The 24,874-nt window shown below is 71.8% G+C and carries 21 protein-coding genes and 2 pseudogenes; 12 read left to right on the forward strand and 11 right to left on the reverse strand.

Annotation, left to right across the window (positions count from 1 at the left end):
* Nucleotides 1-513: 513 nt before the first annotated feature.
* The 9 genes and pseudogenes from rpmH to ACN28F_RS16500 all read left to right on the forward strand — a co-directional run bounded on the left by rpmH (nt 514) and on the right by ACN28F_RS16500 (nt 8,332).
* The gene (rpmH, locus tag ACN28F_RS16460) at nt 514-651 is read left to right on the forward strand and encodes a 50S ribosomal protein L34 (RefSeq protein WP_282224565.1); all 138 of its coding nucleotides are present in this window, start codon (nt 514-516) and stop codon (nt 649-651) included.
* A gap of 34 nt (nt 652-685) precedes the next feature.
* Nucleotides 686-1,066 (forward strand): annotated as a pseudogene (gene rnpA, locus ACN28F_RS16465) (ribonuclease P protein component); the annotation flags it as partial.
* 92 nt (nt 1,067-1,158) lie between these two features.
* Nucleotides 1,159-1,449 carry a membrane protein insertion efficiency factor YidD gene (yidD, locus tag ACN28F_RS16470; protein ID WP_421358539.1) on the forward strand — a complete coding sequence of 97 codons (291 nt, stop codon included), beginning with the start codon at nt 1,159-1,161 and terminating at the stop codon, nt 1,447-1,449.
* The gene (gene yidC / locus ACN28F_RS16475) at nt 1,446-2,504 is read left to right on the forward strand and encodes a membrane protein insertase YidC (protein WP_289208822.1); all 1,059 of its coding nucleotides are present in this window, start codon (nt 1,446-1,448) and stop codon (nt 2,502-2,504) included. The genes yidD and yidC overlap by 4 nt, the downstream gene beginning before the upstream one ends.
* A 184-nt stretch (nt 2,505-2,688) precedes the next feature.
* Nucleotides 2,689-3,303, forward strand: a complete 615-nt coding sequence (locus ACN28F_RS16480; RefSeq protein WP_289208823.1) for a protein jag — start codon at nt 2,689-2,691, stop codon at nt 3,301-3,303.
* A gap of 61 nt (nt 3,304-3,364) precedes the next feature.
* Nucleotides 3,365-4,069 (forward strand): annotated as a pseudogene (gene rsmG / locus ACN28F_RS16485) (16S rRNA (guanine(527)-N(7))-methyltransferase RsmG); the annotation flags it as partial.
* 428 nt (nt 4,070-4,497) lie between these two features.
* Nucleotides 4,498-5,706 (forward strand): ParA family protein, encoded by a 1,209-nt coding sequence (locus tag ACN28F_RS16490; protein WP_289210780.1) that lies wholly within the window; start codon nt 4,498-4,500, stop codon nt 5,704-5,706.
* A gap of 27 nt (nt 5,707-5,733) precedes the next feature.
* Nucleotides 5,734-6,789, forward strand: coding sequence for a ParB/RepB/Spo0J family partition protein (locus ACN28F_RS16495; protein ID WP_289208824.1), 1,056 nt, complete (start codon nt 5,734-5,736; stop codon nt 6,787-6,789).
* A gap of 586 nt (nt 6,790-7,375) precedes the next feature.
* Entirely contained in the window at nt 7,376-8,332 is a 957-nt protein-coding gene (locus ACN28F_RS16500) for a hypothetical protein (protein ID WP_421361418.1), read from the forward strand.
* Here the strand turns inward: ACN28F_RS16500 and ACN28F_RS16505 are convergent.
* Complete coding sequence (locus ACN28F_RS16505; RefSeq protein ID WP_289208825.1) at nt 8,291-9,268, reverse strand: D-alanine--D-alanine ligase family protein; 978 nt, start codon at nt 9,266-9,268, stop codon at nt 8,291-8,293. The genes ACN28F_RS16500 and ACN28F_RS16505 overlap by 42 nt on opposite strands.
* A gap of 7 nt (nt 9,269-9,275) precedes the next feature.
* On the reverse strand, nt 9,276-10,589 hold the full coding sequence (locus ACN28F_RS16510; protein ID WP_289208826.1) for a PLP-dependent aminotransferase family protein: 1,314 nt from the start codon (nt 10,587-10,589) through the stop codon (nt 9,276-9,278).
* Nucleotides 10,590-10,882: 293 nt separating this feature from the next.
* Between ACN28F_RS16510 and ACN28F_RS16515 the strand changes: the two genes are divergently transcribed.
* A complete protein-coding gene (locus tag ACN28F_RS16515; RefSeq protein ID WP_289208827.1) occupies nt 10,883-11,542 on the forward strand; it encodes a GNAT family N-acetyltransferase in 660 nt (219 codons plus the stop codon).
* 52 nt (nt 11,543-11,594) lie between these two features.
* On the opposite strand, the gene ACN28F_RS16520 is transcribed toward ACN28F_RS16515, so the two are convergent.
* The 8 genes from ACN28F_RS16520 to ACN28F_RS16555 form a co-directional block, all read right to left on the reverse strand.
* Nucleotides 11,595-12,752 carry an N-acetylmuramoyl-L-alanine amidase gene (locus tag ACN28F_RS16520; RefSeq protein ID WP_421358542.1) on the reverse strand — a complete coding sequence of 386 codons (1,158 nt, stop codon included), beginning with the start codon at nt 12,750-12,752 and terminating at the stop codon, nt 11,595-11,597.
* A 212-nt stretch (nt 12,753-12,964) separates the two neighbouring features.
* The gene (gene trxA / locus ACN28F_RS16525; protein WP_282224556.1) at nt 12,965-13,288 is read right to left on the reverse strand and encodes a thioredoxin; all 324 of its coding nucleotides are present in this window, start codon (nt 13,286-13,288) and stop codon (nt 12,965-12,967) included.
* 36 nt (nt 13,289-13,324) lie between these two features.
* Nucleotides 13,325-14,281 carry a thioredoxin-disulfide reductase gene (trxB, locus tag ACN28F_RS16530; RefSeq protein WP_421358544.1) on the reverse strand — a complete coding sequence of 319 codons (957 nt, stop codon included), beginning with the start codon at nt 14,279-14,281 and terminating at the stop codon, nt 13,325-13,327.
* 116 nt (nt 14,282-14,397) lie between these two features.
* On the reverse strand, nt 14,398-15,381 hold the full coding sequence (locus tag ACN28F_RS16535; RefSeq protein ID WP_421358546.1) for a hypothetical protein: 984 nt from the start codon (nt 15,379-15,381) through the stop codon (nt 14,398-14,400).
* On the reverse strand, nt 15,378-16,073 hold the full coding sequence (gene sigM / locus ACN28F_RS16540; protein ID WP_289208832.1) for an RNA polymerase sigma factor SigM: 696 nt from the start codon (nt 16,071-16,073) through the stop codon (nt 15,378-15,380). The genes ACN28F_RS16535 and sigM overlap by 4 nt, the downstream gene beginning before the upstream one ends.
* Nucleotides 16,070-17,608: a protein kinase family protein gene (locus tag ACN28F_RS16545; RefSeq protein WP_421358548.1), complete on the reverse strand. Its 1,539-nt coding sequence runs from the start codon at nt 17,606-17,608 to the stop codon at nt 16,070-16,072. The genes sigM and ACN28F_RS16545 overlap by 4 nt, the downstream gene beginning before the upstream one ends.
* A gap of 478 nt (nt 17,609-18,086) precedes the next feature.
* Complete coding sequence (gene murJ, locus ACN28F_RS16550) at nt 18,087-19,904, reverse strand: murein biosynthesis integral membrane protein MurJ (protein WP_289208834.1); 1,818 nt, start codon at nt 19,902-19,904, stop codon at nt 18,087-18,089.
* A gap of 55 nt (nt 19,905-19,959) precedes the next feature.
* The gene (locus ACN28F_RS16555; RefSeq protein WP_421358550.1) at nt 19,960-20,973 is read right to left on the reverse strand and encodes a hypothetical protein; all 1,014 of its coding nucleotides are present in this window, start codon (nt 20,971-20,973) and stop codon (nt 19,960-19,962) included.
* A 59-nt stretch (nt 20,974-21,032) separates the two neighbouring features.
* Between ACN28F_RS16555 and ACN28F_RS16560 the strand changes: the two genes are divergently transcribed.
* Nucleotides 21,033-22,532, forward strand: a complete 1,500-nt coding sequence (locus ACN28F_RS16560; RefSeq protein ID WP_289208836.1) for a CCA tRNA nucleotidyltransferase — start codon at nt 21,033-21,035, stop codon at nt 22,530-22,532.
* A 41-nt stretch (nt 22,533-22,573) separates the two neighbouring features.
* Nucleotides 22,574-23,206: a hypothetical protein gene (locus ACN28F_RS16565; protein WP_421358552.1), complete on the forward strand. Its 633-nt coding sequence runs from the start codon at nt 22,574-22,576 to the stop codon at nt 23,204-23,206.
* Between the two features lie 67 nt (nt 23,207-23,273).
* Here the strand turns inward: ACN28F_RS16565 and ACN28F_RS16570 are convergent, their stop codons facing one another.
* Nucleotides 23,274-24,812, reverse strand: coding sequence for a flotillin family protein (locus ACN28F_RS16570; RefSeq protein WP_289208838.1), 1,539 nt, complete (start codon nt 24,810-24,812; stop codon nt 23,274-23,276).
* Nucleotides 24,813-24,874: the final 62 nt, after the last annotated feature.

Below are 24,874 nucleotides of genomic sequence, written 5' to 3' on the forward strand. Positions count from 1 at the left end.
ATCCACAAGTTATCCACAACCTGTGTGTACTGCTGACCCGGCTCCCCCGTCGGCCGCCCCGAGTCGCCCCCCCACCGGTCCGGCGCCCCGGTGGTCACCGGTGTCCGCGACCGACCTGGCTGGTCGATCCTCGCCGATGAACCGGTGCCAGGTGTCGCCTGGTGCGTGACCGGCAATCGCGCACGCTAACAGCGTCGTCCACGACCGTTCAACCGGCGGTGCCGGGCCGCCGTTGTCGGTGTGCGGCAAATCGGTGACGGTGCCGCTGGCCGGGTGGTCCGGATCCCGGCGGCCAGGTGGTGCGCCGGTGGGCCGGGCAGGTCAGGGGACTGGATCGCTCTGGTAAGCTCGACCGGTGTGTTGTGCCTGCACAGGCAGGCGCACTGGCAACCACAGACCGGTGACTGGTAACCACAGGCCGGTGACCAGCACCACCCGGTTATCGAGTACCACCCGGTTTGACGACACCGACTCCGGTCCCCGGCCGGGGCCACACCTGACGGAGTGACTGACGTGAGCAAGCGTACCTACCAGCCGAACAACCGCCGGCGTGCCAAGACCCACGGCTTCCGGCTGCGTATGCGTACGCGTGCCGGTCGGGCCATCCTCGCCACCCGTCGCGCCAAGGGCCGCGCCCGCCTGTCGGCCTGACGGCCTTCGCCGGCGTCGCGGGGATGTAACAGCCATGCTGGCCGCCGCACAGCGCGTCCGACACCGTGCCGACTTCTCCGAGGTCGTACGCGGTGGTCGGCGAGCCGGCCGGGGGTCACTCGTCGTGCATCTGCTGCTTCCACCGGGCTCTACGGTCACCGAACCCGGCGCGGCCGCTCCCGTCCAGGGAGCCCGCGCCGGGTTCATCGTGTCCAAGGCGGTGGGCGACGCGGTGACCCGCAACACGGTGCGCCGCCGGCTGCGACACCTGGTCCGGCCGAGGCTGGCGGGCCTGCCCGCCGGTGCGACGGTCGTGGTGCGGGCGCTGCCGCCGGCAGCCGGGTGCTCCTCTGCTCAACTCGCCACTGATCTCGACGCGGCGCTGGCGGCGGCCCACCGGCCGTCCGGTGGACGGGGGCCGCGCCGTACCGCCGGTGTCGCCCGGCGGCCGACCGCCGGTACCGCGTCAGCGACCGACGACGGCCGACAGCGGCCCGGGGAGGCGCGATGAACTCCGCCGACGGACTGCCCCGGCCGGCGACACCGGGTGGCCGCCTGCTGACAGCGGCGATCGTCGCGTACCGTCGTTGGATAAGCCCGGCTCTGCCGGCCCGCTGTCGGTTCTACCCGTCGTGCAGCGCGTACGCCCAGGAGGCGATCGCCCGGCACGGTGCACTACGGGGCGTGCTGCTGGCGGGCGGGCGGTTGCTGCGATGCCATCCCTTCCACCCCGGTGGATATGACCCGGTACCGATGCCGGGCGGCCGCCGTGCCGATGCGACTGGAGCCCCGAATTGAGTCTCGACTGGATCTACTGGGCGATCTCGTGGATCCTCCTGTTCTGGCACTCGGCCTGGGACCGGATCGGTGTGCCGTCCGGGGAGGTTCTCGGCACCAACTGGTCGTGGATCCTGGCCATCATCTTCCTGGTGGTCACCGTCCGGGTGATCCTGTTCCCGGTCTTCGTCAAGCAGATCAAGTCGCAGCGTGCGATGCAGGCACTGCAGCCGAAGGTCAAGGAGCTCCAGGAGAAGCACAAGGGTGACCGGGAGACGCTCCAGAAGGAAATGATGGAGCTGTACCGGGTGGAGAAGGCCAACCCGTTGATGGGCTGCCTTCCGATGTTCCTCCAGATCCCGGTCTTCATCGGCCTGTTCCACATCCTGCGCCGGCTCAACCCGGAGCGCACGGTCAACACCGACCTCTACGGCTGGACCACGGACCAGTTCCTCGACGCCTCCCGGGCCAACCTGTTCACCGCGCCGATCGCCGGCAAGTTCGGCTCCACCGCCGAGGAGCTGGCGGCGATGGGCGCCAACGGCACCACGGTCAAGGTGATCGCCGGAATTCTGGTGCTGGTCATGATCGTGACGACCTACCTGACCAGCCGGCAGATGATCCTCAAGACCGGATGGGCCGAGGACCCGCAGCAGAAGATGATCCAGCGGCTGATGCTCTACGGCATCCCGGCCTCGCTGCTCGTCTCCGGCGCGATCTTCCCGATCGGCGTGATCATCTACTGGGTGGTCAACAACCTGGTGACGCTGGGCCAGCAGCAGTGGGTGCTGCGCAAGTTCCCGCCACCGCCGATGCCCGCCGGCAAGGGCAAGCCGGCTGACCGGTCGTCGGGTGCCCGCTCGTCGACCCGCCCCGCCACCGGTGGCTCGGGCCGTACCGCTGCCGCCGCCGCGGACACCAAGCCGAAGTCGGGCGGGATCTTCGCCCGCAAGGCCAACGGGGCCAAGGCGGAGCCCGAGCCGCAGCCGGCTCCGGTCAACGAGGCGCTCAAGCCCAAGCCGGGTGCCAAACCGGTCAACCCGAAGAAGCGGCGCCCGGCCAAGCGTCCGGGGTGACCGTCCGGCTCGGACGTTTCGCGGTGACCGGTACGGTCCCGGTCACCCGCCGATGTCCGTCCGGGCCACCACCCGCCCCGACTGCGGGAAGCACAGACGTCCCCAGAGGCTCGGCGCCCGTCCGCCGGCCCCTGGGAAACCAGCGGACCGACCGGTCCCGCCGAGCGAGTACGGAGATGACACCGTGACCGATACCAGCCTGCCCAGTGCCGACTCATCCGTGGATGAGGAGGTGGCTCCGACCGGGGCCGCGGTGGACGCGGAGGACGACATCGACGACGCAGATGACGCCGACGCGGCGGGTGAGGCAGCGGCACCGCCGGCTGCGGCGCCGAGCGACAACGACCTGTTCCGGCAGAGCGAGATCGCGGCGGACTACGTCGAGGGTCTGCTGGACATCCTCGACTACGACGGCGACATCGACGAACTGGTGTCCGGCGGACGGCCGGTGGTCGAGGTGGTCGGCGGGCAGCTCAACGCGCTGGTGGGACAGCGCGGTGCCACCCTGGAGGCGCTGCAGGAGCTGACCCGGCTCGCGATCTTCCGGCAGACCGGTACGCCGAGCCGGCTGCTGCTCGACGTCGGCGGCTACCGGGCAAGCCGCCGCAAGGAGCTGGCGGCCGTCGCGAAGAACGCGGTGGAGAAGGTCAAGGAGTACGGCGAGCCGGTACGGCTCGAGCCGATGTCGGCGTTCGAGCGCAAGTGCGTCCACGACGTGGTGAACGCGCTCGACGGCGTACTGAGTGAGTCCGAGGGTGTCGAACCGACCCGGCGGATCGTCGTCCGGCCGGCCGACTGACACCATGACGCCTCAGCCCGAGTCAGACGACCGGGCGGCCACCGGCCCGGACAGGGACCACCTGTCCGGGCCGGTTCCGTCCACGGCGGTACCTGCGGCGGCCGCGGAGATCTTCGGCCCGCAACGGCTGCCGCTCGCGGTCCGGTACGCCGACCTGTTGGCGACCGAGGGCACGCTCCGAGGCCTCATCGGCCCGCGTGAGGTGCCCCGGCTGTGGGACCGCCACCTGCTCAACTGCGCGGTCCTCGGCGAACTGGTGCCGACCGGTTCGACGGTGGTGGACGTCGGCTCCGGCGCGGGGCTACCCGGGTTGGCGCTCGCCATCGCCCGACCGGATCTGTCGGTGATGCTCGTCGAACCGCTGGCCCGACGTACCGCGTTCCTGGTCGAGGCGGTCGATCTGCTGGGTCTCGGCGGATCGGTGGAGGTGGTCCGGGGCCGAGCCGAGGAGCTGAGCCGCAGCCGTCCGGATGGCGCTGCCCCGATCGTCACCGCGCGGGCGGTAGCGCCGCTGGACCGCCTCGTCGGTTGGTGCCTGCCGTTGGCCGAGCCGGGTGGCCGGCTGTTGGCGATGAAGGGCGGCTCGGCTGCCGCCGAGGTGGCCGAGCACCGGGTCGCGGTGGTCCGCGCGGGTGGTGCGGAGCCGGTGCTGCGGACGTGCGGTGAACGGTGGCTCGACCCTCCGACGACGGTGGTGGAGATCGGCCGGGTGGGTGGCCCGGCCGGTCCGGCTCCTGCTGCCCGGGGTCGGACCGCAGCCGGGCGCGGCCGATCACACCGCAGCGGTCGCGCCGACGGTCAGGGCCGATCCCAGGGCCACGGTCGGTCCGACGGTCAGGGCCGATCCCAGGGCCACGGTCGGTCCGACGGTCAGGGCCGATCCCAGGGCCACGGTCGGTCCGACGGTCAGGGCCGCGCGGGTGGTGGACCGGGACGAAGCGCCCCGCGTCGGGGCAGCTCCTGATCCGCGACCGACCACCCGTCCTGCCGTGAAGGCTGCGACACGTCGGACAGTCGGCCGTGGCCACGCCGGCCCTGATCCCCGTAGGCTGGCCGCGCGTCGATAGTGTGGACCGGGCGGCATCGTGTAACGGCTCGATCATGCCGCCTCTTGCTGGTCCGCACGCCACGCCCGAAAGCGCGGACGTGAGCGCTGGCGGTGCCGATCCATCCACGGCGGGCAGGGATGACACGGTGCATGACAACGGTAGGTACGACGATCCACGGCTGACGGGCGATCGCCAGGGCGGTGACCCTGCGGTGGTTTCACGTGAAACCTCGTACGCCCCCGACTGGTCGAATGGGAGGACCGGATCGATGGCTGACGCCGGTGCACCACCGACCACACGGTCAGCGCCGGTCGCTGTGCCGACGGCGCCCGTGGGACCACCGACAGCGGTACCGCCACAGGCCGGGGAACCGGTGCCGGCGGCTGTGGTGGGTCCCGGGCCGCAGGCCCCGCCGGGGGGACCTGGCCCGTCGGCCGTCGACGCCCCCTACGTTTCACGTGAAACACCGAACCGGGAAGAGGATGATCCCCCCTTGGCAATGGAGGCTTTGCGCGCCGTGCAGATTCTGAACCCGAGCGGCGAGGTGACCATGCCCCGGCCGGACCGGACCCGGGTGATGTGTGTCGCGAATCAGAAGGGCGGCGTCGGAAAAACGACCACCACGGTCAACCTCGCCGTGGCGCTGGCGTTGCACGGAAACCGGGTCATGGTCGTGGACCTCGACCCGCAGGGCAACGCCTCGACCGGACTCAACGTCCCGCACCACGCCGGCGTGCCCGACGTCTACGACTGCCTGATCGACAACGTCCCGCTGACCGAAGTGGCGCAGCCGGTCGAAGGCATCCCCAACCTCTGGTGTGTGCCGGCGACCATCGACCTCGCCGGTGCCGAGATCGAGCTGGTCTCAGTGGTCGCCCGCGAATCGCGGCTGTCCCGGGCGATCACCGCCTACCCGGCCGAGCTGGACTACGTGTTCATCGACTGCCCTCCGTCGTTGGGCCTGCTGACGGTCAACGCGCTGGTCGCCGCCCAGGAGGTGCTGATCCCGATCCAGTGCGAGTACTACGCGCTGGAAGGGCTCAACCAGCTGATCAACAACATCAACCTGGTCCGGCAGCACCTCAACCCGACACTGGACGTTTCGACGATCCTGTTGACCATGTACGACCGCCGGACCCGGTTGGCTGACGCGGTGGAGCAGGACGTCCGCAACCACTTCGGCGAGAAGGTTCTGCAGTCGGTCATCCCGCGCAACGTCCGGGTCTCCGAGGCACCGAGCTACGGGCAGTCGGTGATGACCTACGATCCCGGTTCGCGGGGTGCGACGAGCTACTTCGAGGCGGCTCAGGAGATCGCCGAACGTGGGGCGGCACGGCGTGTGGGCAATGTCTGACACTGTGGGTAGTTCGGGAGGCAGGGCATGAAGAACCGTCCCAAGGGCGGGCTCGGTCGAGGGCTCGGCGCCTTGATCCCTACGGCGGCACCCGCCCCTGCCCAGACCGGTACGCAGGTCGCGCCGCCGCCGGCTGTCCGGCCCACCGGTCCGGTGGCACCGGTGGCGACCGCCGACCGTCTCGACCCGGCCCCGCCGTACCCGCCGGAGGCACCTCCGGCCCCGGTCGAGGAGGCACTCTCGCCGGTGCCGGGTGCCCGATTCGCCGAGTTGTCGGTGAATGCGATCGTCCCGAACCCCAAGCAGCCGCGGCAGGTCTTCGATGACGAGGCGCTCGAGGAGCTGAAGGTCTCGATCGAGCAGGTCGGCTTTCTTCAGCCGATCGTCGTGCGGCAGCTGGACGGCGGCGAGCAGTACGAGCTCGTCATGGGCGAGCGTCGGTGGCGGGCCGCCCAGGCGATCGGCCGGGAGAGCATCCCGGCGATCGTCCGGGAGACCAAGGACGACGCGATGCTCCGGGACGCGCTCCTGGAGAACATCCATCGCGCCAATCTGAACCCGCTCGAGGAGGCTGCCGCCTACCAGCAGTTGCTGGAGGAGTTCGGGGCCACGCATGAGGAGCTGGCGCGGCGGATCGGCCGGAGCCGGCCGCAGATCTCGAACACGATCCGCCTGCTGAACCTGCCGGCGCAGGTGCAGCGGCGGGTGGCGGCCGGCGTGCTCTCCGCCGGACATGCCCGTGCGTTGCTCGGACTCGACGACACGGAGGCCCAGGACGCGCTGGCGCTGCGGATCGTCGCCGAGGGTCTGTCGGTACGGGCGACCGAGGAACTGGTTGCCCTGGCGGCTACCGAGGAGCCCGCCAAGCGTCCAGGCACGCCCCCACGGCGTCCGAAGGCGCACGCGCCCGCGCTGGCGGACCTGGCGGACCGGCTCTCCGACCGGTTCGACACCCGGGTGAAGGTGGACATCGGTCGGAGCAAGGGCAAGATCACGATCGAGTTCGCCACGGTCGACGATCTCGAGCGGATCGTCGGGATCATCGGCATGGACGGTGAAGAGGTTCCTGCCGACCAGGACTGACCGTCGGTACCACGTTTCACGTGAACGGCCCCACCCGCAACCCTCGGGTCGGGGCCGTTTCACGTGAAACGCCAAGCCCCCGTTCCACGTGAAACGCCAAGCCCGCCCGTTCCACGTGAAACACCGGCGGCCTGACCCGGGCCGCGCGTACGCGACTCGCCCGACAGGAGCCCCGCGGTGTGTGGTCACCATCGCGGGACTGGATCGTTGAGGACCGGGGGCCACCGACGACCCGGTCGACGCTGACTCCGCTGGCAGAGGCCGGACCGGGTCAACCGGGATCCGACAAGCGTCAGCAGGCGGTGTGAGTAGGTAGCGCGTTGTCCACAGGCGTTGTCCACAGGGCGCGTCGTTTCACGTGAAACAGCGGGTGGATCGGGTTGTCTGCCTGTGGATAACTTCTGTGGACAACGCTGTGGATGGCGGCGACGACCGCCGTGGCCGGTGTCTGCGGCCGACCTCCAGGGGCGGTCCGGCCCGCTTGGCGGGACGGGCACGCACGGCGGGCGGCGGCCGTCCGAAACGGGGAACGACAGGTCGGGCAGACTCGGTTAGGGTCAGCGTCGTGCCCCACACCCCAGACGCGATTCCCGACTTTGCGCGATGGCCCTCCTTCCCCTTCGAAGGTGACCTGCGGGTCAAGCAGCTCGACGACCCGGTCGACGTCGAGCCGCCACGCAAGGGGGAAGGTACGGCGGAGTGCTCGTCCTGCGCCGCGCCGGACGACGCCTACATCTGGGTGAGCGAGCGTTGGCGGGTCCGGGCCATGGACCGGCCGACCGGTCTGCCGATGGTGCTGATCCTGGAGTCCCGGTCCCACTTCGACCTCGGGGACCTGCCGAATCTTCTCGCCGCTGAGCTGGGTGTGCTGACGGTACGGCTGGAGCGCGCCATCCGGTCCCTGGACGGGGTGGCGCGGGTGCACGTGAACCGGTGGGGCGACGGCTCCGCACATCTGCACCTGTGGTTCCTGGCCCGTCCGTACGGGCAGCTGCAGCTACGGGGTACGTTCCTCTCGCTGTGGGACAGCATCCTGCCGCCGATCTCCGAGTCGCGGTGGCGGGAGAATCTGGCGTTGGTGGCGGCCTGGCTCGCCGAGTTCGGCGGGCGGCCGTTGGCCGAGCCACCGCGCATCGAGTGGCGCGCCCCGTCGAGCCTGACCGAGCAGGCGAGTCACCCGATCGACCCGGACACCAACTTCGACGAGGACGCGCCCGCCAGCGGCCCAACCGACGGCGACGGGTCGGTGGCGGTCGCCGTACTGCCGATCGAGAGTATCGAGCCCGCTGCTGACCTCGACGAGCTCGCCGTGCAGGCGCTGACCGGGCGGGCCGAGAACGCAGTCGGCGAACCGGCCGACGTCGATCGCGCCGCTGCGGACCCGGACGCCGCCCGGGAGGCGGACGAGGCGGACGAGGCTACGACCGGGCCGGAGACGCCAGTGGCGACGCAGCCGCCACGGGCACCAGCGGCACCAGCAGGTGCCGCTGTCCCTGCGGGGTCACCGACGGGCGGCGGCCCGGTCGACCAGGGCGGCAAGTAGTCGGCCGAGATCCAGCCCGGCGGCCTCCACCGCGAGCGGCAGCAACGAGGTCTCGGTCATCCCGGGGGAGACGTTGACCTCCAGCACGTGCGGCTGACCCTGCCGGTCCACGATCAGGTCGACCCGGGAGACGTCCCGCAGGCCGAGCGCCCGGTGTGCGGCGACGGCGGTGGCGGCCACCTGACCGGCCACCTCGTCGTCGAGCCGGGCCGGGGCGTGCCAGGTGGTCAGGCCGGCGGTGTACCGGGCCGCGTAGTCGTAGACCCCGTTGCGCGGCACGATCTCGACCGCCGGCAGGCTCTCCGGCCCGTCACCCCGGTCGACCACCGACACCGCGACGTCCATGCCGGTCACGTACCGCTCGACCAGTGCTGTCGAGTCGTACGCGAAACAACCGACCATGGCGGCGGACAGTTCGGCGGCCTCGCGCACGACGGCGGCCCCCAACCCTGAGCCGCCCTGCGCCGGCTTGACCATCAGCGGCAGGCCGAGGCGTTCCACGATCCGTTCCAGTACGGCGACCGCGCCCAGCTCGGAGAACCGGTCGTGCGGCAACGCCACCCAGTCCGGGGTAGGGATGCCGGCCTCCCGCAACACCGCCTTCGCCGAGGGCTTGTCCCAGGCCAGCCGGGCCGCTCGGGCGTCGCAGCCGACGTACGGCACGCCGCACAGGTCGAGCACCCCGCGCAGCGACCCGTCCTCCCCGGTGGCACCGTGCAACGCGATCACGACGGCGTCCGGCGGGTCGGCGCGCAACGCCGGCAGCAGGGTGACGTCGGCGTCGCGCAGTTCGGCCTCCACGCCGGCCGAGCGCAGCGCGTCCAGCACCCGGCGGCCGGACTTCAGGGAGACGTCCCGCTCGTAGGACAGGCCGCCGGCGAGAACCAGTACCCGCAGGTCACGGGCGGCGGCGGTGGGCTCGGGCTGTGGGCTCATGCCCGAATCATGCCAAGTCTGGCCCGGGGGTGTCCGCGCCGGGGCGTCGCCGCCGGGCACCGGCACCGGTGACCGGGCCGAACACCTCCCGCATCGCGGCCTCGCGTTCCATCACCCCGGCGAGTCGGCGGACCCCTTCGCGGATCCGCTCCGGCGGCGGGAAGGAGAAGTTCAGCCGCATGTTGCCGGCGCCCGAGCCGTCGGCGTAGAAACCGGTCCCGGGCACGTACGCGACCCGCGCGGCGATCGCCCGGGGCACCATTGCCTTGGCGTCGAGCCCTTCCGGCAGCGACGCCCAGACGAACAGGCCACCACTGGGCCGGGTCCAGGTGGTGCCGGCGGGCATCAGATCGGTGAGCGCGTCCAGCAGCGCGTCCCGCCGCTCCCGGTACACCTCGCGGTACGTCTTGAGCTGCTCCCGCCACGGCATCGTCGCCAGGTAGGTGGCGACGGCGGCCTGCGCGTACGCGCTGGGGCAGAGGATCTGCGCCTCGCTGGCGATGACCAGCTTCTCGCGTACCGCGTGCGGCGCCAGGATCCAGCCGACCCGCAGGCCCGGCGCGAAGGTCTTGGAGAACGTACTCAGGTAGAACACGCCGTGCCGGCGGCGGGCCCGCAGCGGCGCGGGGGCCTCGCCGTCGAAACTGAGCTGGCCGTACGGGTCGTCCTCGATCACCAACAGGCCGGCGCGTTCACAGATGTCCAGCACCCGCTCCCGGCGCTCCTCGGTGAGGGTCACCCCGGCCGGGTTCTGGAACGTGGGGATCGTGTACAGGAACTTCGCCCGCCGCCCCGACCTGGCGACCTCGGTGATCGCCTGCTCCAGGGCCTCGGGGATCAACCCGTCGGCGTCCATCGGTACGTGCTCCACCTGGGCCTGGGCCGCCTGGAAGACGCCGAGGGCACCGACGTAGGTGGGCCCCTCGGCGAGCACCACGTCGCCCGGGTCCAGGAAGAGCCGGGCGACCAGGTCGAGGGCCTGCTGGCCGCCGACGGTCACCACGACGTCCTCCGGGGAGGCACCGGAGGAGACGTCGATGCCGGACAACGACATCACCTCGCAGATGCGTTCCCGCAGGTCGAGGGTGCCCTGACCGATGCCGTACTGCAGGGTGGAGGTGCCGGTCTCCGACGCCAGCCGGCCGAGCATCTCGCCGACGGCGTCGAGCGGCAGCGCCGCGACGTACGGTGCCCCACCGGCGAGCGAGACCACCTCGGGCCGACTGGCGACGGCGAACAGTGCCCGGATCTCGGATGCGGTCATGCCGCGGACCCGGCGGGCATAGCGGTCGGTGTAGTCGTCGAGCGTCGTGCCGGTCATGGGCTTCACCTCGATACGCGTCGCTCCGGTGGTGCCGGGGATGGCCGACCGCGACACGCACTGATCGTTTGATGGTAGTCCGGCGTGTCGCCGTACCGCGTCGGCATTACCGCGCGGGCCCACATGTCGGACCAGCCGATCGGGATTGGCCCCACCGGCCATTCTCAGCCTGTCCGACCCCTCCCCGGACGGGCGGTTGCGGCGTACGATCGCTCGTTGGGGACGAAGAGACGGCGCCTGGTGGAACTCGGCGGGTTTCACGACATGATCCGGTGGGGTGTGGGGGAACGCGCATGTCGCGACGTCTGGTCAGTCTGACGCTGGACACGCTGGAGGAACTGCCCGGCTCGTGCCGGCAGTGCGTCTTCTGGGAGCTCGATCCGGTCGCCGCCGACCGCGCCCGCGCCTGCGGCGATCCCGGCCTGGAGAAGGAGGCCTGGGTCTCCCAGACGCTCCTCGAGTGGGGTTCCTGCGGCAAGCTCGCCTACGTCGACGGGATGCCGGCCGGCTTCGTCATGTACGCCCCGCCGGCGTACCTGCCCCGGTCGATGGCCTTCCCCACCTCGCCGGTGTCGGCCGACGCGGTGCTGCTGACCACGGCGCACGTGGTGCCACCGTTCGCCGGCGGCGGCCTGGGCCGGATGCTGGTGCAGGGCGTCGCCCGGGATCTCACCAAACGGGGCATCCGGGCGATCGAGGCGTTCGGCGACGCCCGGCCGGTCGACCCGGACCTGGCCGACGACGGGCCGTCGAACTGCCTCGCCCCGGCCGACTTCTACCTGTCGGTCGGCTTCAAGACGGTCCGGCAGCATCCCCGGTTCCCCCGGCTGCGGCTGGAGCTGCGGACCGCGCTGTCGTGGAAGTCGGACGTGGAGTACGCGCTGGAGAAGCTGCTCGGCTCGATGAGCCCGGAGAGTCTGCTGCGCCCGGCGACCCGGGCGATGACCAACTGACCGGCGGTCCGGGCGATGACCAACTGACCGGCGACCCGTCGACCGGGCCGACTCAGGCGTCCGCCGTGGCCTCCATGGCGGCCCGTAACGTTCGTACGTCGATCGACCCGGTCGGCACGTCCAGCTCCGTCGGGTAGTACATCCGCTGCACTGCGGCCACCAGCGCCTCGGCGACCTGGTCACGGAAGCCGGGGCGGACCAGCCTGGCCCGGTCCCCGGCGCAGGTGAGGTAGCCGACGTCCGCTCGGACCGCCGGCATCCGGGTCAGCCGCAGCAGCTCCCAGCTCTTGGCGTGCACCCGGCAGTCGTGCAGCCCGGTGCGGACCACGATCTCCCGCTGCACCAGCCCGGCGAGGCGCTCGCCGACCGTTGACGTGGCACCGGTGCCGGTGCCGTAGTGGTACGTCGCGACCCCCTCCGCCGCCGGGTTGGTGTGCCCGTCGACGTGCAGCGAGATGAACAGGTCCGCACCGAGTTCGTTGGCGGTCCGGGTGCGCTCCAGGTCGGTCACGGCGGTCTCCGCGTACGGGCCCCGGGTCAGGTGGACCCGCATGCCGGCGGCGGCCAGCCGGCCCTCCAACCGGGCGGCCAGGTCGAACGCCAGGTCCGCCTCGGCCCAGCTCAGCTCGCCGTCGGTCACCACCACGCCCCGGTCGGGGCCGCCGTGGCCGGGGTCGACGACGATGGTCTTGCCGACGAGGGTCGGGCCGGACTGGCGCAGGGCGTCGGACTCGCGCAGCCACTGCGGCCGGCCGCCGACGACCTTGCGGCCCAACCGGCGCAGTGCGTGCATGGTGTACGGGCCACAGGTACCGTCTGCGGTCAGCCCCACTTCCCGCTGGAACTGGGTGAGGGCGCGGGCGGTCCGGCCGCCGTAGACCCCGTCTGCCCGCCCCACGTCGTAGCCCATCTCCAGCAGGCGTTCCTGCAGGGTCCGTACGTCCTCGCCCACCAGCGGATCGGCGACGGAGTGGTAGAGCGCCCGGTCGCCGAGGCGCCACCGGGCGGCGTCGAGTGCCCGCCAGGTCTCCGCGCCGACCCGGCCGTCGATGCTCAGGCCACGGCACTGCTGAAAGGCGCGTACGGCGTGTTCGGTGGCCGCGTCGAACCGGTCGGCTCCGGGGTCGGGGGCGAGCAGCTCCAGGTTGACCAGGATCGAGCGGATCTCGGCCACGGCGGGACCCTGATCGTCACGGCGGATGGGACGCACGGGACCCCGACCTCCCCCCTGGATCGAGCGGGACGTCCGGAGCGTAACCCGGTTGCGCGGCGACCGTACCGGGGTTGCCCCGATGCGGACCGGACGGGTGCCCGGTCACGGGCCAGCGGCGGCGACACGGGTACGGGCAACGAGATGGGCACGGAAACGACGCCGGCCCGGTGCTGTACAGCACCGGGCCGGCGTCGTCAGGTCGGTACGGATCAGAAGGCGGACTCGATGAGCTTCACCAGGTCGCCCTTGGGCCGGGCACCGGCGACGGACTGCACCGGCTCGCCGCCCTTGAACACGGTCAGCGTGGGCACCGACATCACCCGGTACTTGCGGGCGATCTCCGGGTTCTCGTCGATGTTCAGCTTGACGATCTCCACCTTGTCGCCCATCTCGGCGGCGATCTCCTCCAGCAGTGGTGCGACCTTGCGGCAGGGCTGGCACCATTCAGCCCAGAAGTCCACCAGCACCGGCTTGTCGGACATGAGCACGTCGCTGGTGAAACTGGCTTCGGTGACCGCTCGGGTAGCTCCCACGAAATCCTCCTCCTCGACCGCCCGCGACGCAGGTGGTCAGACCTCTTCGAGTGTGGCGAGGTAGCGCTCGGCGTCGAGCGCCGCCGCGCAGCCGCTGCCGGCAGCGGTGATCGCCTGCTGATATGTGTGGTCGACCAGGTCACCGGCGGCGAAGACGCCCGGGACGCTGGTCCGGGTGCTCGGCGAGTCGACCAGCACGTAGCCGTTGCCGTCGAGCTCCACCTGGCCGCGGAACATCTCACTGCGCGGGTCGTGGCCGATGGCGACGAAGACCCCGGTCACGTCGAGCGTCGTGGACTCACCGCTGTGCGTGTTACGGATCCGGACCCCGGAGACTTTACCGTCGGTGCCGAGGATCTCCTCGACGACACTGTTCCACTCGACCCGGATCTTCTCGTTGCCCAGGGCCCGGGCCGCCATGATCCGGCTCGCCCGGAACTCGTCGCGACGGTGCACGATCGTCACCGACTCGGCGAACCTGGTCAGGAAGGTCGCCTCCTCCATCGCCGAGTCGCCGCCGCCGACCACCACGATGTGCTGGCCGCGGAAGAAGAACCCGTCGCAGGTGGCACAGGAGGAGACGCCGTGGCCGAGGAACTCCTGCTCGCCGGGGACACCCAGCGGACGCCACGCCGAGCCGGTCGCGAGGATCACGGCCTTGGCCCGGTACGCCGTCTCGCCGACGTAGACCGTGCTCGTCTCGGCGGAACCCGGCGTGCCGGTGTCGGCCAGCTCCACCCGGGTGACGTCGTCGGTGACGAACTCGGCACCGAACCGTTCGGCCTGCTTGCGGATCGAGTCCATCAGCTCCGGGCCCATGATCCCGTCGGGGAAGCCGGGGAAGTTCTCGACCTCGGTCGTGGTCATCAGCGCGCCGCCCGACTGCACCCCCTCGATGACGAGCGGCTTCAGGTTGGCGCGTGCGGCGTACACCGCGGCGGTGTATCCGGCCGGACCCGAGCCGATGATGATCAGGTTGCGGACCTCGTCCACTGCCGACTCCCAAGGTGTGATGTTGCCGATCGGCGACTGTTGATTCAAACGTCACGGTGTCGCGGCGGCATTCCCGTCCCGGCCGGGCGTGGCTCACGTCACGCCGTGCGTCCCGGTCACCCTACCTGGGTCGAGTATCGGGTGTCCGCGCCGGCGGCGGGCACCCCACAGCGGGATCCGCTGACCCAGATCCAGGCGGCACCGGCACTGTCGGTGAACGAGATGACCAGCGCCGGGGCGCCTTCGAAGAGTGCGAGGTCGACCACGCCGACGCCGAGCGCGCCGGTGCCGTGTTCGGCGGTGACGCTCGCCAGGCAGTCGGCCAGCGCGGCCTGGTCGGTGAAACGGCCGAGGGCGGCCGACGGGGTCGGCTCCTCCTGCAGGACGACATCGTCCGGGCTCTGCTGCGTGTAGTCCTCGCCGGCGCGGCCCACGGCCGCCTCGACTGCCGGTGCGAGCGTCGCACGCTGGTAGTCGGTCCCCGAGGCCAGGATGCGCGGCGCGGTGGGGGCACCGGGCTCCATCATCGTGTTCGGCGACCCCTCCTGCTGAGCGGACTCCACCCCGCCGGCGCTGTCCGGCGCGCCGCCGGCCGTGGTGCTGGCCTCGTCGGTGAAGCCGCCGCCGAGCAACTGCTGCAGACCGAGGCCGGCGAGCGCGGCAGCAGCTGCGGCGACCGCGACCGGGGTGGCGTACCGCTGCCACCGGCGGCGCCGACCGTCCCGGCGGGTGCGGTCGCGGCCGGTCGCGCTGGTGATCTCCACCGGCGGTGCCAGGTGGTCGGCTGCCGTACCGGTGCGGTCGGCCAGCGGTGCCGCAACCATGGCCGGTACGGCGGCGGGAAGGGGCTCGGCGGCGAGCGCCGCGGTGATCCGGTCGGCGACGCCCTGCGGCATCGGCTCTGCCTGACTGCCCCACTCGGCCAGCGTCGACTGGACCAGGCGGGAGGCGTCGACCAGCTCGTCGTGGGCGGTCCGCCAGGCCGGGTGCTGAGCGATCAACCGGTCCACCACGACCTGGTCCGGGGTGCCGTCGAGCGCCCCACCGACATAGTCGGCGAGCAGGTCCCGATCGACCTCGGCGAACCGGTCGGCGGTCACCGTTCCTCCTTGGCGCTGTCGCCGCGTGCGGACCCTGATGGGACGTCGTCGAGTCGGCTGGGGTTCCGCGGCGTGAGCGAGGGCACTGGCCCGCAGGGCGGTGCGACAGCGACGTCCGCCCGGTGCGGGCGGAGATGTCCGAGTAGTCCGGCGAGGCGCGCCCGCCCGCGGGCGCAACGGCTCTTGACCGTACCCTCGGCGACGCCGAGCAGCACCGCGACCTCAGCGACCGGATAGCCCTGCACGTCGACCAGGATCAACGCGGCCCGCTGCTCCACCGGCAGTTCGGCCAGGGCCTGCCGGACGACGAGCGCGGTGTCGTGGTCGACCGCCGGTGCGGCCGGTTCGACGCCACGTACCCCGTCGTCGTCGTCGTGGCTGCCGTCGGGCAGTGGGACCGTCGGATGGGTCCGCCGCCGCCGCAGCCGGTCCAGGCAGGCGTTCACGACGATCCGGTGCAGCCAGGTGGTGACCGCGGAGTCACCGCGGAAGCGGGCAGCCCCCCGGTGCGCCGACAGCAGCGCGTCCTGCAGCGCGTCGGCGGCTTCCTCCCGGTCCCCCACCGTCCGCAGCGCCACGGCCCAGAGCCGGTCCCGGTGCCGGTTCACCAGCTCGGCGAACGCCTCCGGATCGCCCTCGACGTGCGCCCGGAGCAGTTCGTCGTCGCCGAGGTCAGCCCGGCGTTCGGTCATGGCCCCTCTACCGTTATCTCCTGGACGCCAATCTGGTACTTCTCGCCGCCGATCGGCGGGAGCTTGGTGATCCACACCATGAGGTACTGGTACGTCTCGTCGGGCGAGAAACCGCTGAAGGTCAGGGTCGCGCCGTCGGCGTTCTCGAACGGTTCGCCGATGCGTTGGGTGAAGGTGTCGACCACCTCGTTGTCGCCGTCCCGGCTCGACCCGGGGTCGGCCGGGCCGACCAGCAGCTCGGCGGAGCTGCCGGAGGCGGAGAGTTCCACCCGGACGCTGGTCACCGACCGGGGCTCCTGCAGGTCGATCAGCACACCCATGCCCCGCTTGAGGTTGCCGAAGTTCGGGTTGCGCTCGTAGGCGTCGGTCAACCAGCCGGTGCTGGTGTCCCCGTCGACCGTGGCCTCGGCACCGTCGAGCTCGTCGCGGGCCCCGTCGGCGTCGACGATGCGCACCTGGTCGGCGGTGAGCGGGATCGGCTTGGGCGGTGCCGGGGCGGCGGTCTCCCCGGTGCCGGGCGTCGCGCTGGTCTGGGTCTGCGGTGCGGGTGACTGGCCGTCGCCGCCGTCACCGTCGCCGCCGAGGGCGCTGATGCCGAAGAAGAGCCCGATCACCGCGATCACGACCAGGCCGGCGATGCCCGCCGCGATCTTGCGCCGGGAGGCCTGCGCCGGCTCGCTGGGATCGTCGGCCGACGCGGTGAACCGCAGCGGGCCGACGCTGTCGAGGTAGTGCTCCTCGGTGGCCGCGTCGAGCCGGCTCAGCTCGGCCGCGAGCACCTCGGACGAGGGCAGCGCGAGGCGCGGGTCGAGCAGGTCCATGGTCAGGTCGTCGACGTACGCCGGCACGCCGGGACGCAGCTGCCGGGGTGCGACCACCGCACCGGTGGTGTCGCGGACCGCGTCCGGCAGGGCGGTGACGCCCGCCTCGCGATGTGGCCAGTGGCCGGTCATCGCGAAGTAGAGCACCCCGCCGATGGCCCGGATGTCGGTCTCGTAGGTGTCGGAGCTGTCGGCACGGGCATCGGCGAGGACCACCCGACCGTCGTGGCCGATCATCACGGTGCCCGGGTGGATGTTGCCGTGCACCATGCCGGTGGCGTGCACCGCCGCGATCGCCGAGGCGACCGAGTGGGCGATCATCGTCGCGCGGGCGGCGTCGAGCGGCCCGGCGGCCGCGATCACCTCACGCAGGGAGTCGCCGTCGACCCACTCGCGGACCACGTACGCCCGCTGACCTTCGTCGATCGCGTCGTAGACGCCGACGAGGTTGGAGTGGATGACCCGACTGGCCCGTACGGCCGCCTGCAGCATCTCCATCGCGGAGTCGCCGCCGGGGTAGCGCAGCACGACCGCGACCGGACGACGGAGCACCACGTCGACGCCACGCCAGACCTGCCTACCGGCGCTGTCGTCGTTGACGTGCGCAGCCAGCTGGTACCGCTCGGCGAGGATCTCGCCGACGGTTGGCGCTCCGAAGGCCATCATCGGCGGACTGACCTCGTCCGCCTCTTGGCCTTCGCCGACCTGGGTCACCCGTCCTCCCTTGTTGATCGTCCGGTCCTTGTTGATCGTTTCGGTCGAACGGCCGCGCCGCTGCTCGCACAGTGTCTGTCGCTGCCCGCGCGGGTGCCGGTGGGACGTTGCTTCCTACGATAGATGTCGCACGCACCCGTCCAGAGCGACCTTACCTGTGTTCCGCGACGACCAACATGCCAGCTTCCCGCAGCACCTCGGGGCTCGCCCGCACTGCCCACCGGGCCGCTGCGGCCATCTGGGTCAGGCCGACCCACCGGACCGCGATCATCCGCATAACCTCTGCGGCTGATAATACGTTGTACCGCCCGGACGGGCTCGGGCTGACCGACGAGGTCCGGACACCGCCCGTAACGAGGATCTTGTTCCTGAGTTATCCACAGCCTCTGACCTGCTGTCGAGCGTGATAGCCGAAGTTATCCACAGGTTGGTCCACAGGGCGTGGGTACGCCGTACCGCTGTGGAGTCGCCGGCGGTCTCAGCGCCCCAGCCGGCGGCGCACCATCGACAACAGGTCGCTCACCTCGCGGATCCGCAGCACCACGGCGAGCCCGAGATAGACCAGCCCGATCACCGCGCCGCCCACGAACAACTGGACGAAGGCCATGATCTGACTGGGCGAGTCGCCACCCGGCAGCACGAACAGCACCAGCCACCCGGCCAGCGCGGCACCGACCGCCGCCAACGCCACCTTGCCGAAGGTGACCATGATGGCGCCGAACCCGATCCGGCCGACCCGCCGACGGACCAGCCAGGCCGACAGCACCGCCGCCGCCAGGTACGACACACCGTTGCCGATCATCAGCCCGGCCGCCGCGAACTGCACCGACAACGCGGCGAACAGCCCGATCTGCACCAGCACCCGCAAGCCCACCACCGGGATGTTGATCAACGCCGGGGTCCGGGTGTCCGGCAGCGCGTAGAACGCGAAGGTGAACAGCTGACTGACCGCGAACGGCACCAGGGCCAGGGCGGCGGCGAGTAGCACCACCGAGGTGGCGGTGGCCGCCTCCGAGCTGAAGGCGCCGTACCGGAACAGGGCGAACGACACCGGCGTGGCCAGCACCGCGTAACAGACCGCGATCGGTGCGAGCACCGCGGTCACCGTGCGGGTGCCGCGCGACAGGTCGGCCGCGACGTCGTCGAGCCGGCCGTCGGCGGCGGCACTGCTCATCCGGGGCATCAGCGCGGTGATCACCGAGACCGCGATGATGCCGTGCGCCATCATGAGCAGCAGGAACACGTTGTTGTAGATCAGCGGGCCGGCCTTGTCCTCGTCGCCGGCACGGTTGAGCAGGTTGAAGAGCACCACCAGGCCGAGCTGACTGACCGCGACGTAGCAGAACATCCAGGCACCGAGCCGGCCCAGCTCGGCCAGCCCCAGCTGCCGGAAGTCGAACCGCCACCGCCACCGGAACCCGACCTTGCGCAGGGCCGGGACCAGGCCGGCTGCCTGCACGACGACGCCGAGCAGGGTGCCGCCGCCGAGCAGCACGATCCGACCCGCCGTCATCTCCTCGGGGCTGACGATCCGGGCACCGAAGACCGCGATGTACGTGCCGAGGGTGGCGATCACGACCAGGTTGTTGAGGATCGGCGCCCACATCGGGGCGGCGAAGTGCCCCCGGGTGTTGAGCAGCGCGCTGACCAGCGCCGACAACCCGGTGAAGAAGATCATCGGCAGCATCAGGTACGACAGCAGCGTGACCAGCCGCCGGAACTCACCGGTGGTCTCGTCGCTGGAGTACAGGATCGTCAGCAGCGGTGCCGCCGCCATCGCGACCAGCGTCGCCACCGCGAGCGCGAGCACCGCCAAGGTGAGCAGCCGCTGCGCGTACGCCTGCCCCTGGTCGGCGTCCGACTTGCGCCGCCGCATCAGCACCGGCACCAGAACGCTGGTCAGGATGCCGCCGAGCAGGAACTCGTAGACCATGCCGGGGAAGATCTGCGCCGTGGTGTAGGCGTTGCCGACCAACGCACCGCCGAGGGCGGCGGTCAGCACCAGGGTGCGCAGGAACCCGGTGCCCCGGCTGACCAGGCTGCCCAGCGCCATGACCGCGCTGTTGGTGGCCGCGCTGCCGCCGCCGTTCGGATCCGCCTCGGCACCGCCGGGCCGGTCACCCGGCACGTCCGGACCGGCGGCACCGGTGAGCACCGTCGGCGGCTCGGCCGGCGGCGCCGACGCCTCCACCAGCGGCTGCCCGCCCGGACCGACCGAGATGACCGTGGCACCGTCCGGATCCGGGCCGCCCCGGCCGGGGCCGGCGTTCGCGCTCCGGTACAACCCGTTGCCCATCGGACCTCCACCCCGTCGGTACGCCGGAATCGCCACGCCGGATGCCGGCACGAGCCTATCGGCCGTCGTCGTCGGCCGGGACGATGCCCGACAGTGCGTCGACCACCCAGGCCGCCTCGGCCGGCACCACCGGCGCGGTCAGCGCGTCCAGCAGGGTCGGATGGTCGCAGCCGGCGTCGGCCAGTGCCCGGCCGAGCGCCGGCACCGCCGCCGGGTCGCCGGACTCGCGGACCCGCTGCAGCAGCGGAGCGATCCGCGGTGCCCGCCGCCAGGGCGCGTCGAGCAGCCGCCGGTGCCGGGCGGCCGCCCGGCGGACGAGTTCGGCGACGTCGTCGAACGGGAACGACTCGGCGCCGAGGGTCCGCAGTGGCGTACCGCCGCCGTCGGCAGGCCCGGCCGCCACCCAGCCCCAGCCGGCCGCGTACCGCCAGTGCACCCCACCGGTGTGCGCCAGATGGTCGCCGACCTGTCGGGCCACCGCGTCGTCGTCGAAGATCCGCGGGTCGTCGGCGACTGGCGTCGGCCACCAGCGGGGATCGTCGAACAGCGCCAGCGGCGGCTGGTCCGGACCGGCCGCGGGCATCTGCTCCGGCTCCGGGTCGGCCGACCGGGACAGCCCGCGAAGCGCGGTGGCCAGCATGGTCGCCGGCCGGTCCGGCGCGGCCATCCGATCGGCGGACACCTGGTCGGCGGCCACCTGGTCGTCCGCCGACGCGTACCGGTGCAGCAGCGCCACCAGCAGCCCAGGGTGCCGCCACTGCGGGTCGTCCAGGGCGAGCAACTGACCGATCAGGTCCAGCTCCGCCCAGCGCAACACGGTCGGGTACGGCCGGCCCGGGTCGGTGCGGGCCAGCGGCAGCGGCTCGGTGGCCCCCGGCTGACGCAGCCCGAGATGACACTCGCCGTACGCCAGGTCGATCTCCAGCACCAGCCCGTAGCCGCCGGCCACCGGCACCGACACCCGCAGCTCGGCGTGGTGTCCGGGCACCGGCTCGCCGGCCGGCGGCAGGTACGCCGCCCAGAACGCCGGATCGGTGGTCAGGCCGCGCAGGCTCTCGGGAATCGACACGGTGGTTCATCCTGCCCGCCGGCTGCCGGGGCGGCCACAGCGGATAGTCTGGCGGTCCCATGTCCGAGACCTCCGCGCCCCGCGCCACCGATGCCCGTACCAGCACCGATGCCCGCACCAGCACCGACTCCCGTACCGTCGTGCAACGCAACGCCGTCGCCGAATTGCTGCGGGTGTCACCCGTCGCCGACGAGCTGGGCCGGCGGTTCGTCGCCGCCGGGCACGAGTTGCACCTGGTCGGTGGCTCGGTCCGCGACGCACTGCTCGGGCGCCTCGGCAACGACCTCGACTTCTGCACCGACGCACACCCGGACCAGACCCTGGCGGTGCTCAAGGGCTGGGCGGAGGCGACCTGGGAGACCGGTCGCGAGTTCGGCACGATCGGCGCCCGACGCGGCGGCCTCACCCTGGAGATCACCACGTTCCGGGCGGAGGCCTACGACGGGGTGACCCGCAACCCGGTCGTCGCCTACGGCAACGATCTCGGCGACGACCTGCGGCGGCGTGACTTCACCATCAACGCCATGGCGGTCAGCCTGCCCGACCACGATTTCACCGACCCGTACGGTGGCATCGCCGACCTCGCCGCGAAGATCATCCGGACACCCGGCACGCCGCAGGAGTCCTTCGGCGACGACCCGCTGCGGATGCTGCGGGCCGCCCGGTTCGCCGCCCAGTTGCGGTTCGCCGTGCACCCCGACGTCCGTACGGCGATGAGCACGATGGCCGCCGACCTGGACCGGATCACCGCCGAACGGATCCGTGACGAGTTCACCAAGCTGCTCTGCGGCGCCGACCCGGTCGCCGGTCTGCGGCTGCTGGTCGACGCCGGACTCGCCGACCGGTTCCTGCCGGAACTGTCCGGCCTGCGGCTGGAGATCGACGAACACGCCCAGCACAAGGACGTGTACGAACACACCCTGACGGTGGTGAACAACGCCGTCCGGCTGGAGGACGACGGCTGTGACTTCGTGCTGCGGATGGCCGCGCTGATGCACGACATCGGCAAGCCGGCGACCAAGGCCGTCGGACCGGACGGCCGGGTCAGCTTCCACCACCACGAAGTCGTCGGTGCCCGGCTGACCCGGCACCGGATGAAGGCCATGCGCTACCCGAAGGAGACCACCGCCCAAGTGGCCAAGCTGGTCGGCCTGCACCTGCGGTTCTACGGGTACGGGCGGGGCGAGTGGACCGACTCGGCGGTCCGGCGCTACGTCACCGACGCCGGTGACCTGCTGGCCCGACTGCACAAGCTGACCCGTTCCGACTGCACCACCCGCAACCGGCGCAAGGCCGCCGGGCTCGCCGCCGACTACGACGCGCTGGAGGAACGGATCGCCCGGATCCAGGCCGACGAGGACCTGGCCCGGGTGCGACCGGATCTCGACGGCAACGCGATCATGGAGTTGCTCGGCGTACCGCCGGGGCCGATCGTCGGCCGGGCCTGGCGGCACCTGAAGGAGCTGCGGTTGGAGCAGGGCCCACTCGACCGGGACGCGGCCGAGGCAGAACTGCTGCGCTGGGCCCGTGCCGAAGGAATCGGGCCGGCCACCGACTAGCGTCGACCACACTGCCGGCGACAGGGCCCCGGGGAGGTCGGATGCAGCCGTACCCGCCACCGTCCGGACCACTCCCGTTCCCGCCGCCGGCCGGCGGCCGGTCCCCGCAGATGCCGCCAAGTGGTGGCCGGTCCTACCTGGTGCCGATCGTCGCGCTCGCCACCACCTTCGTGCTGCTGGTCGCGGCGATCCTGGTGGTGCTGGTGGTCCGGTACGGCGACCGTGTCGGCGGCGACCAGCGGGTCACCGCCGACGGCGATCCCTGCGTGGTCGGCAGCTGGCAGGTGGACGACTACCAGGAGGACGTCGCGCTGCCCGAGCCGTTCGGCCGCGCCCGGTTCACCGGGACCGGGCCGGGCGCCCGGGTCGAGCTGCGCGCGGACGGGTACGGCAGGACCGACTACGGCGACGGTACGACGTTCGCCGGTGTGGTCTCCGGGGTCGCGCTGACCCTCACCGTCACCGGTGAGGTCACCTACCGGTACCGGGCCGTCGACGGCACTGTCGCCTTCACCGACGTCGTCGCCGACGGCACGGTCACCCTCACCGGGGCCGGCGTCGCACCCCAGCGTGACGCGCTCACCGCCGACTTCGACCCGGCCAGCTACGACTGCAGCGCTGACACCCTGATTCAGCAGACCTCGCTCTACTCGGCCCGGATGTCGCGCCGCTGACCACCCGTCGGCAGGTGGGCCGACGGGCGGCCAGCGGATCTCCGGCAGTGCCGGCGTGGCCGGCGGCTCAGCCGCGACCGGCGCCGTCGGACGGACCGGCCACCGGGGTGCGGTCGGTACGCCCGGCGGCGACCGACTCGGCGCCGGCGCCGCCCAGCCGGGCGAGCAGACCGGCCAGGTCGATCCCGGTCAGGTCGTTGCCCAGCTGCAGACCCTGCGCCACGTTGTTCGCCACCGACCTGGTCAGCGACGACGCGCCGTCGGTGGAGATGACGGTCATCTTGTCGATCGAGCCCATCGGGGCGCTCGCCGCCTCCACCACCTGCGGCAGCATCTTGACCAGCAGGTCGAGCACTGCGGCCTCGCCGTACGCGGCGAATGCCTCGGCCTTGCGGGCCATCGCCTCGGCCTCCGCCTCACCGCGGGCCCGGATCGCCGCCGCCTCGGCGCTGCCCTCCCGCTCGACCGCGTCGGCGATGGCGGTACGGCGCCGCTGCTCCGCCTCACCTTCCTTGGCACCCTCGATCGCGTTCGCCTCCGCCAACGCGGCCCGTCGGGCCCGCTCGCCCTCACCGGTCAGCCGGGACTGTTCGGCGGCGGCCTGGGCGGCGGCGATCGTCGCCTGCCGGTCGGCGTCGGCGGCCAGCACCGCCGCGCTGCGCGCCGCCTCGGCCTCCTGCTCCACCCGGTACCGGGCGGCGTCGGCCGGCTTGCGGACCTCGGTGTCGAGCTGGCGTTCCTTCAGCTCCGCGTTGCGCTCGGCGACCTTCTGCTGCTCGGAGAGGATCGCCTGGTCGCGTTCGGCCTGGGCGAGCGGACCGGCCGCCGCCGACCTGGCCTTCGCCGCGTCGATCTCGGCCTGGATGGCCGCCTGCTTCAACGACAGGTTGCGGTTGGCCTCGGCGATCGCCTCCTCGGCCAGCAGCCGCTCCTGCTCGGCGGCCTGCCGGGCCCGCGCCTCGGCGATCGCTGCGTCCTTGAGTACCCGGGCCGCCTCCGGCCGGCCCAGGTCCTGCAGGTAGGAACCCTCGGCGATGATGTCCTGCAGCTGGAAGGTGTCCAGCACCAGTCCCTGGTTGGTCATCGAGTGTTCGGCTTCCTCGGCGACCGCGCTGGCGAACGCCGCCCGGTCCCGGATGATCTCCTCGATGGTGAGCCGGCCGACGATCGAGCGCAGCGCACCGGCCAGCACCTCGCGGGTGAAGTCCTCGATCTCGTCCTGCTGGTGGAGGAACCGCTGAGCGGCGGCCCGGATCGCGTCCTCCGTACCGCCGATCTTGACGATCGCCACGCCCTGCAGGTTCGCCCGGATGCCCTGCTTGGAGACCGCGCCGGTGATCTCGACGTGGATCCGGCGGCTGGACAGGTCGAGCACCTGCAGCTTCTGCACGACGGGCAGGACGAACACCGAGGCACCCATGACGACCTTCTGCCCGGACAGGTCGGTGGAGCGGGAACCGTCGAGCGCCTGGGTGGTGCGGCCCTTGCGCCCGGTCACGATGAAGGCCTCGTTGGAGCCGGCGACCTTGATCCGGGAGAGCACGAACAGGATGAGGACGAGCACCAGCGCCGCGGCGCCGATGATCGCGATGAGCAGTGGGGTCACGGTGTTCCTCCAGTGGGGCTGCCCCGGACGACCTCCGCCGGCGGGGCTGGGTGGGTGGGCCG

The organism is Solwaraspora sp. WMMA2101 (assembly GCF_049179175.1).
Lineage (GTDB): Bacteria > Actinomycetota > Actinomycetes > Mycobacteriales > Micromonosporaceae > Micromonospora_E.

Bases quoted from the DNA above. Each gene is read 5' to 3' on its own strand.
- yidD (WP_421358539.1), top strand. From the start codon at position 1,159: ATGAACTCCGCCGACGGACTGCCCCGGCCGGCGACACCGGGTGGCCGC.
- ACN28F_RS16495 (WP_289208824.1), top strand. From the start codon at position 5,734: ATGAAGAACCGTCCCAAGGGCGGGCTCGGTCGAGGGCTCGGCGCCTTG.
- ACN28F_RS16505 (WP_289208825.1), bottom strand. From the start codon at position 9,268: ATGAGCCCACAGCCCGAGCCCACCGCCGCCGCCCGTGACCTGCGGGTA.
- ACN28F_RS16510 (WP_289208826.1), bottom strand. From the start codon at position 10,589: ATGACCGGCACGACGCTCGACGACTACACCGACCGCTATGCCCGCCGG.
- ACN28F_RS16515 (WP_289208827.1), top strand. From the start codon at position 10,883: ATGTCGCGACGTCTGGTCAGTCTGACGCTGGACACGCTGGAGGAACTG.
- sigM (WP_289208832.1), bottom strand. From the start codon at position 16,073: ATGACCGAACGCCGGGCTGACCTCGGCGACGACGAACTGCTCCGGGCG.
- murJ (WP_289208834.1), bottom strand. From the start codon at position 19,904: ATGGGCAACGGGTTGTACCGGAGCGCGAACGCCGGCCCCGGCCGGGGC.
- ACN28F_RS16560 (WP_289208836.1), top strand. From the start codon at position 21,033: ATGTCCGAGACCTCCGCGCCCCGCGCCACCGATGCCCGTACCAGCACC.
- ACN28F_RS16565 (WP_421358552.1), top strand. From the start codon at position 22,574: ATGCAGCCGTACCCGCCACCGTCCGGACCACTCCCGTTCCCGCCGCCG.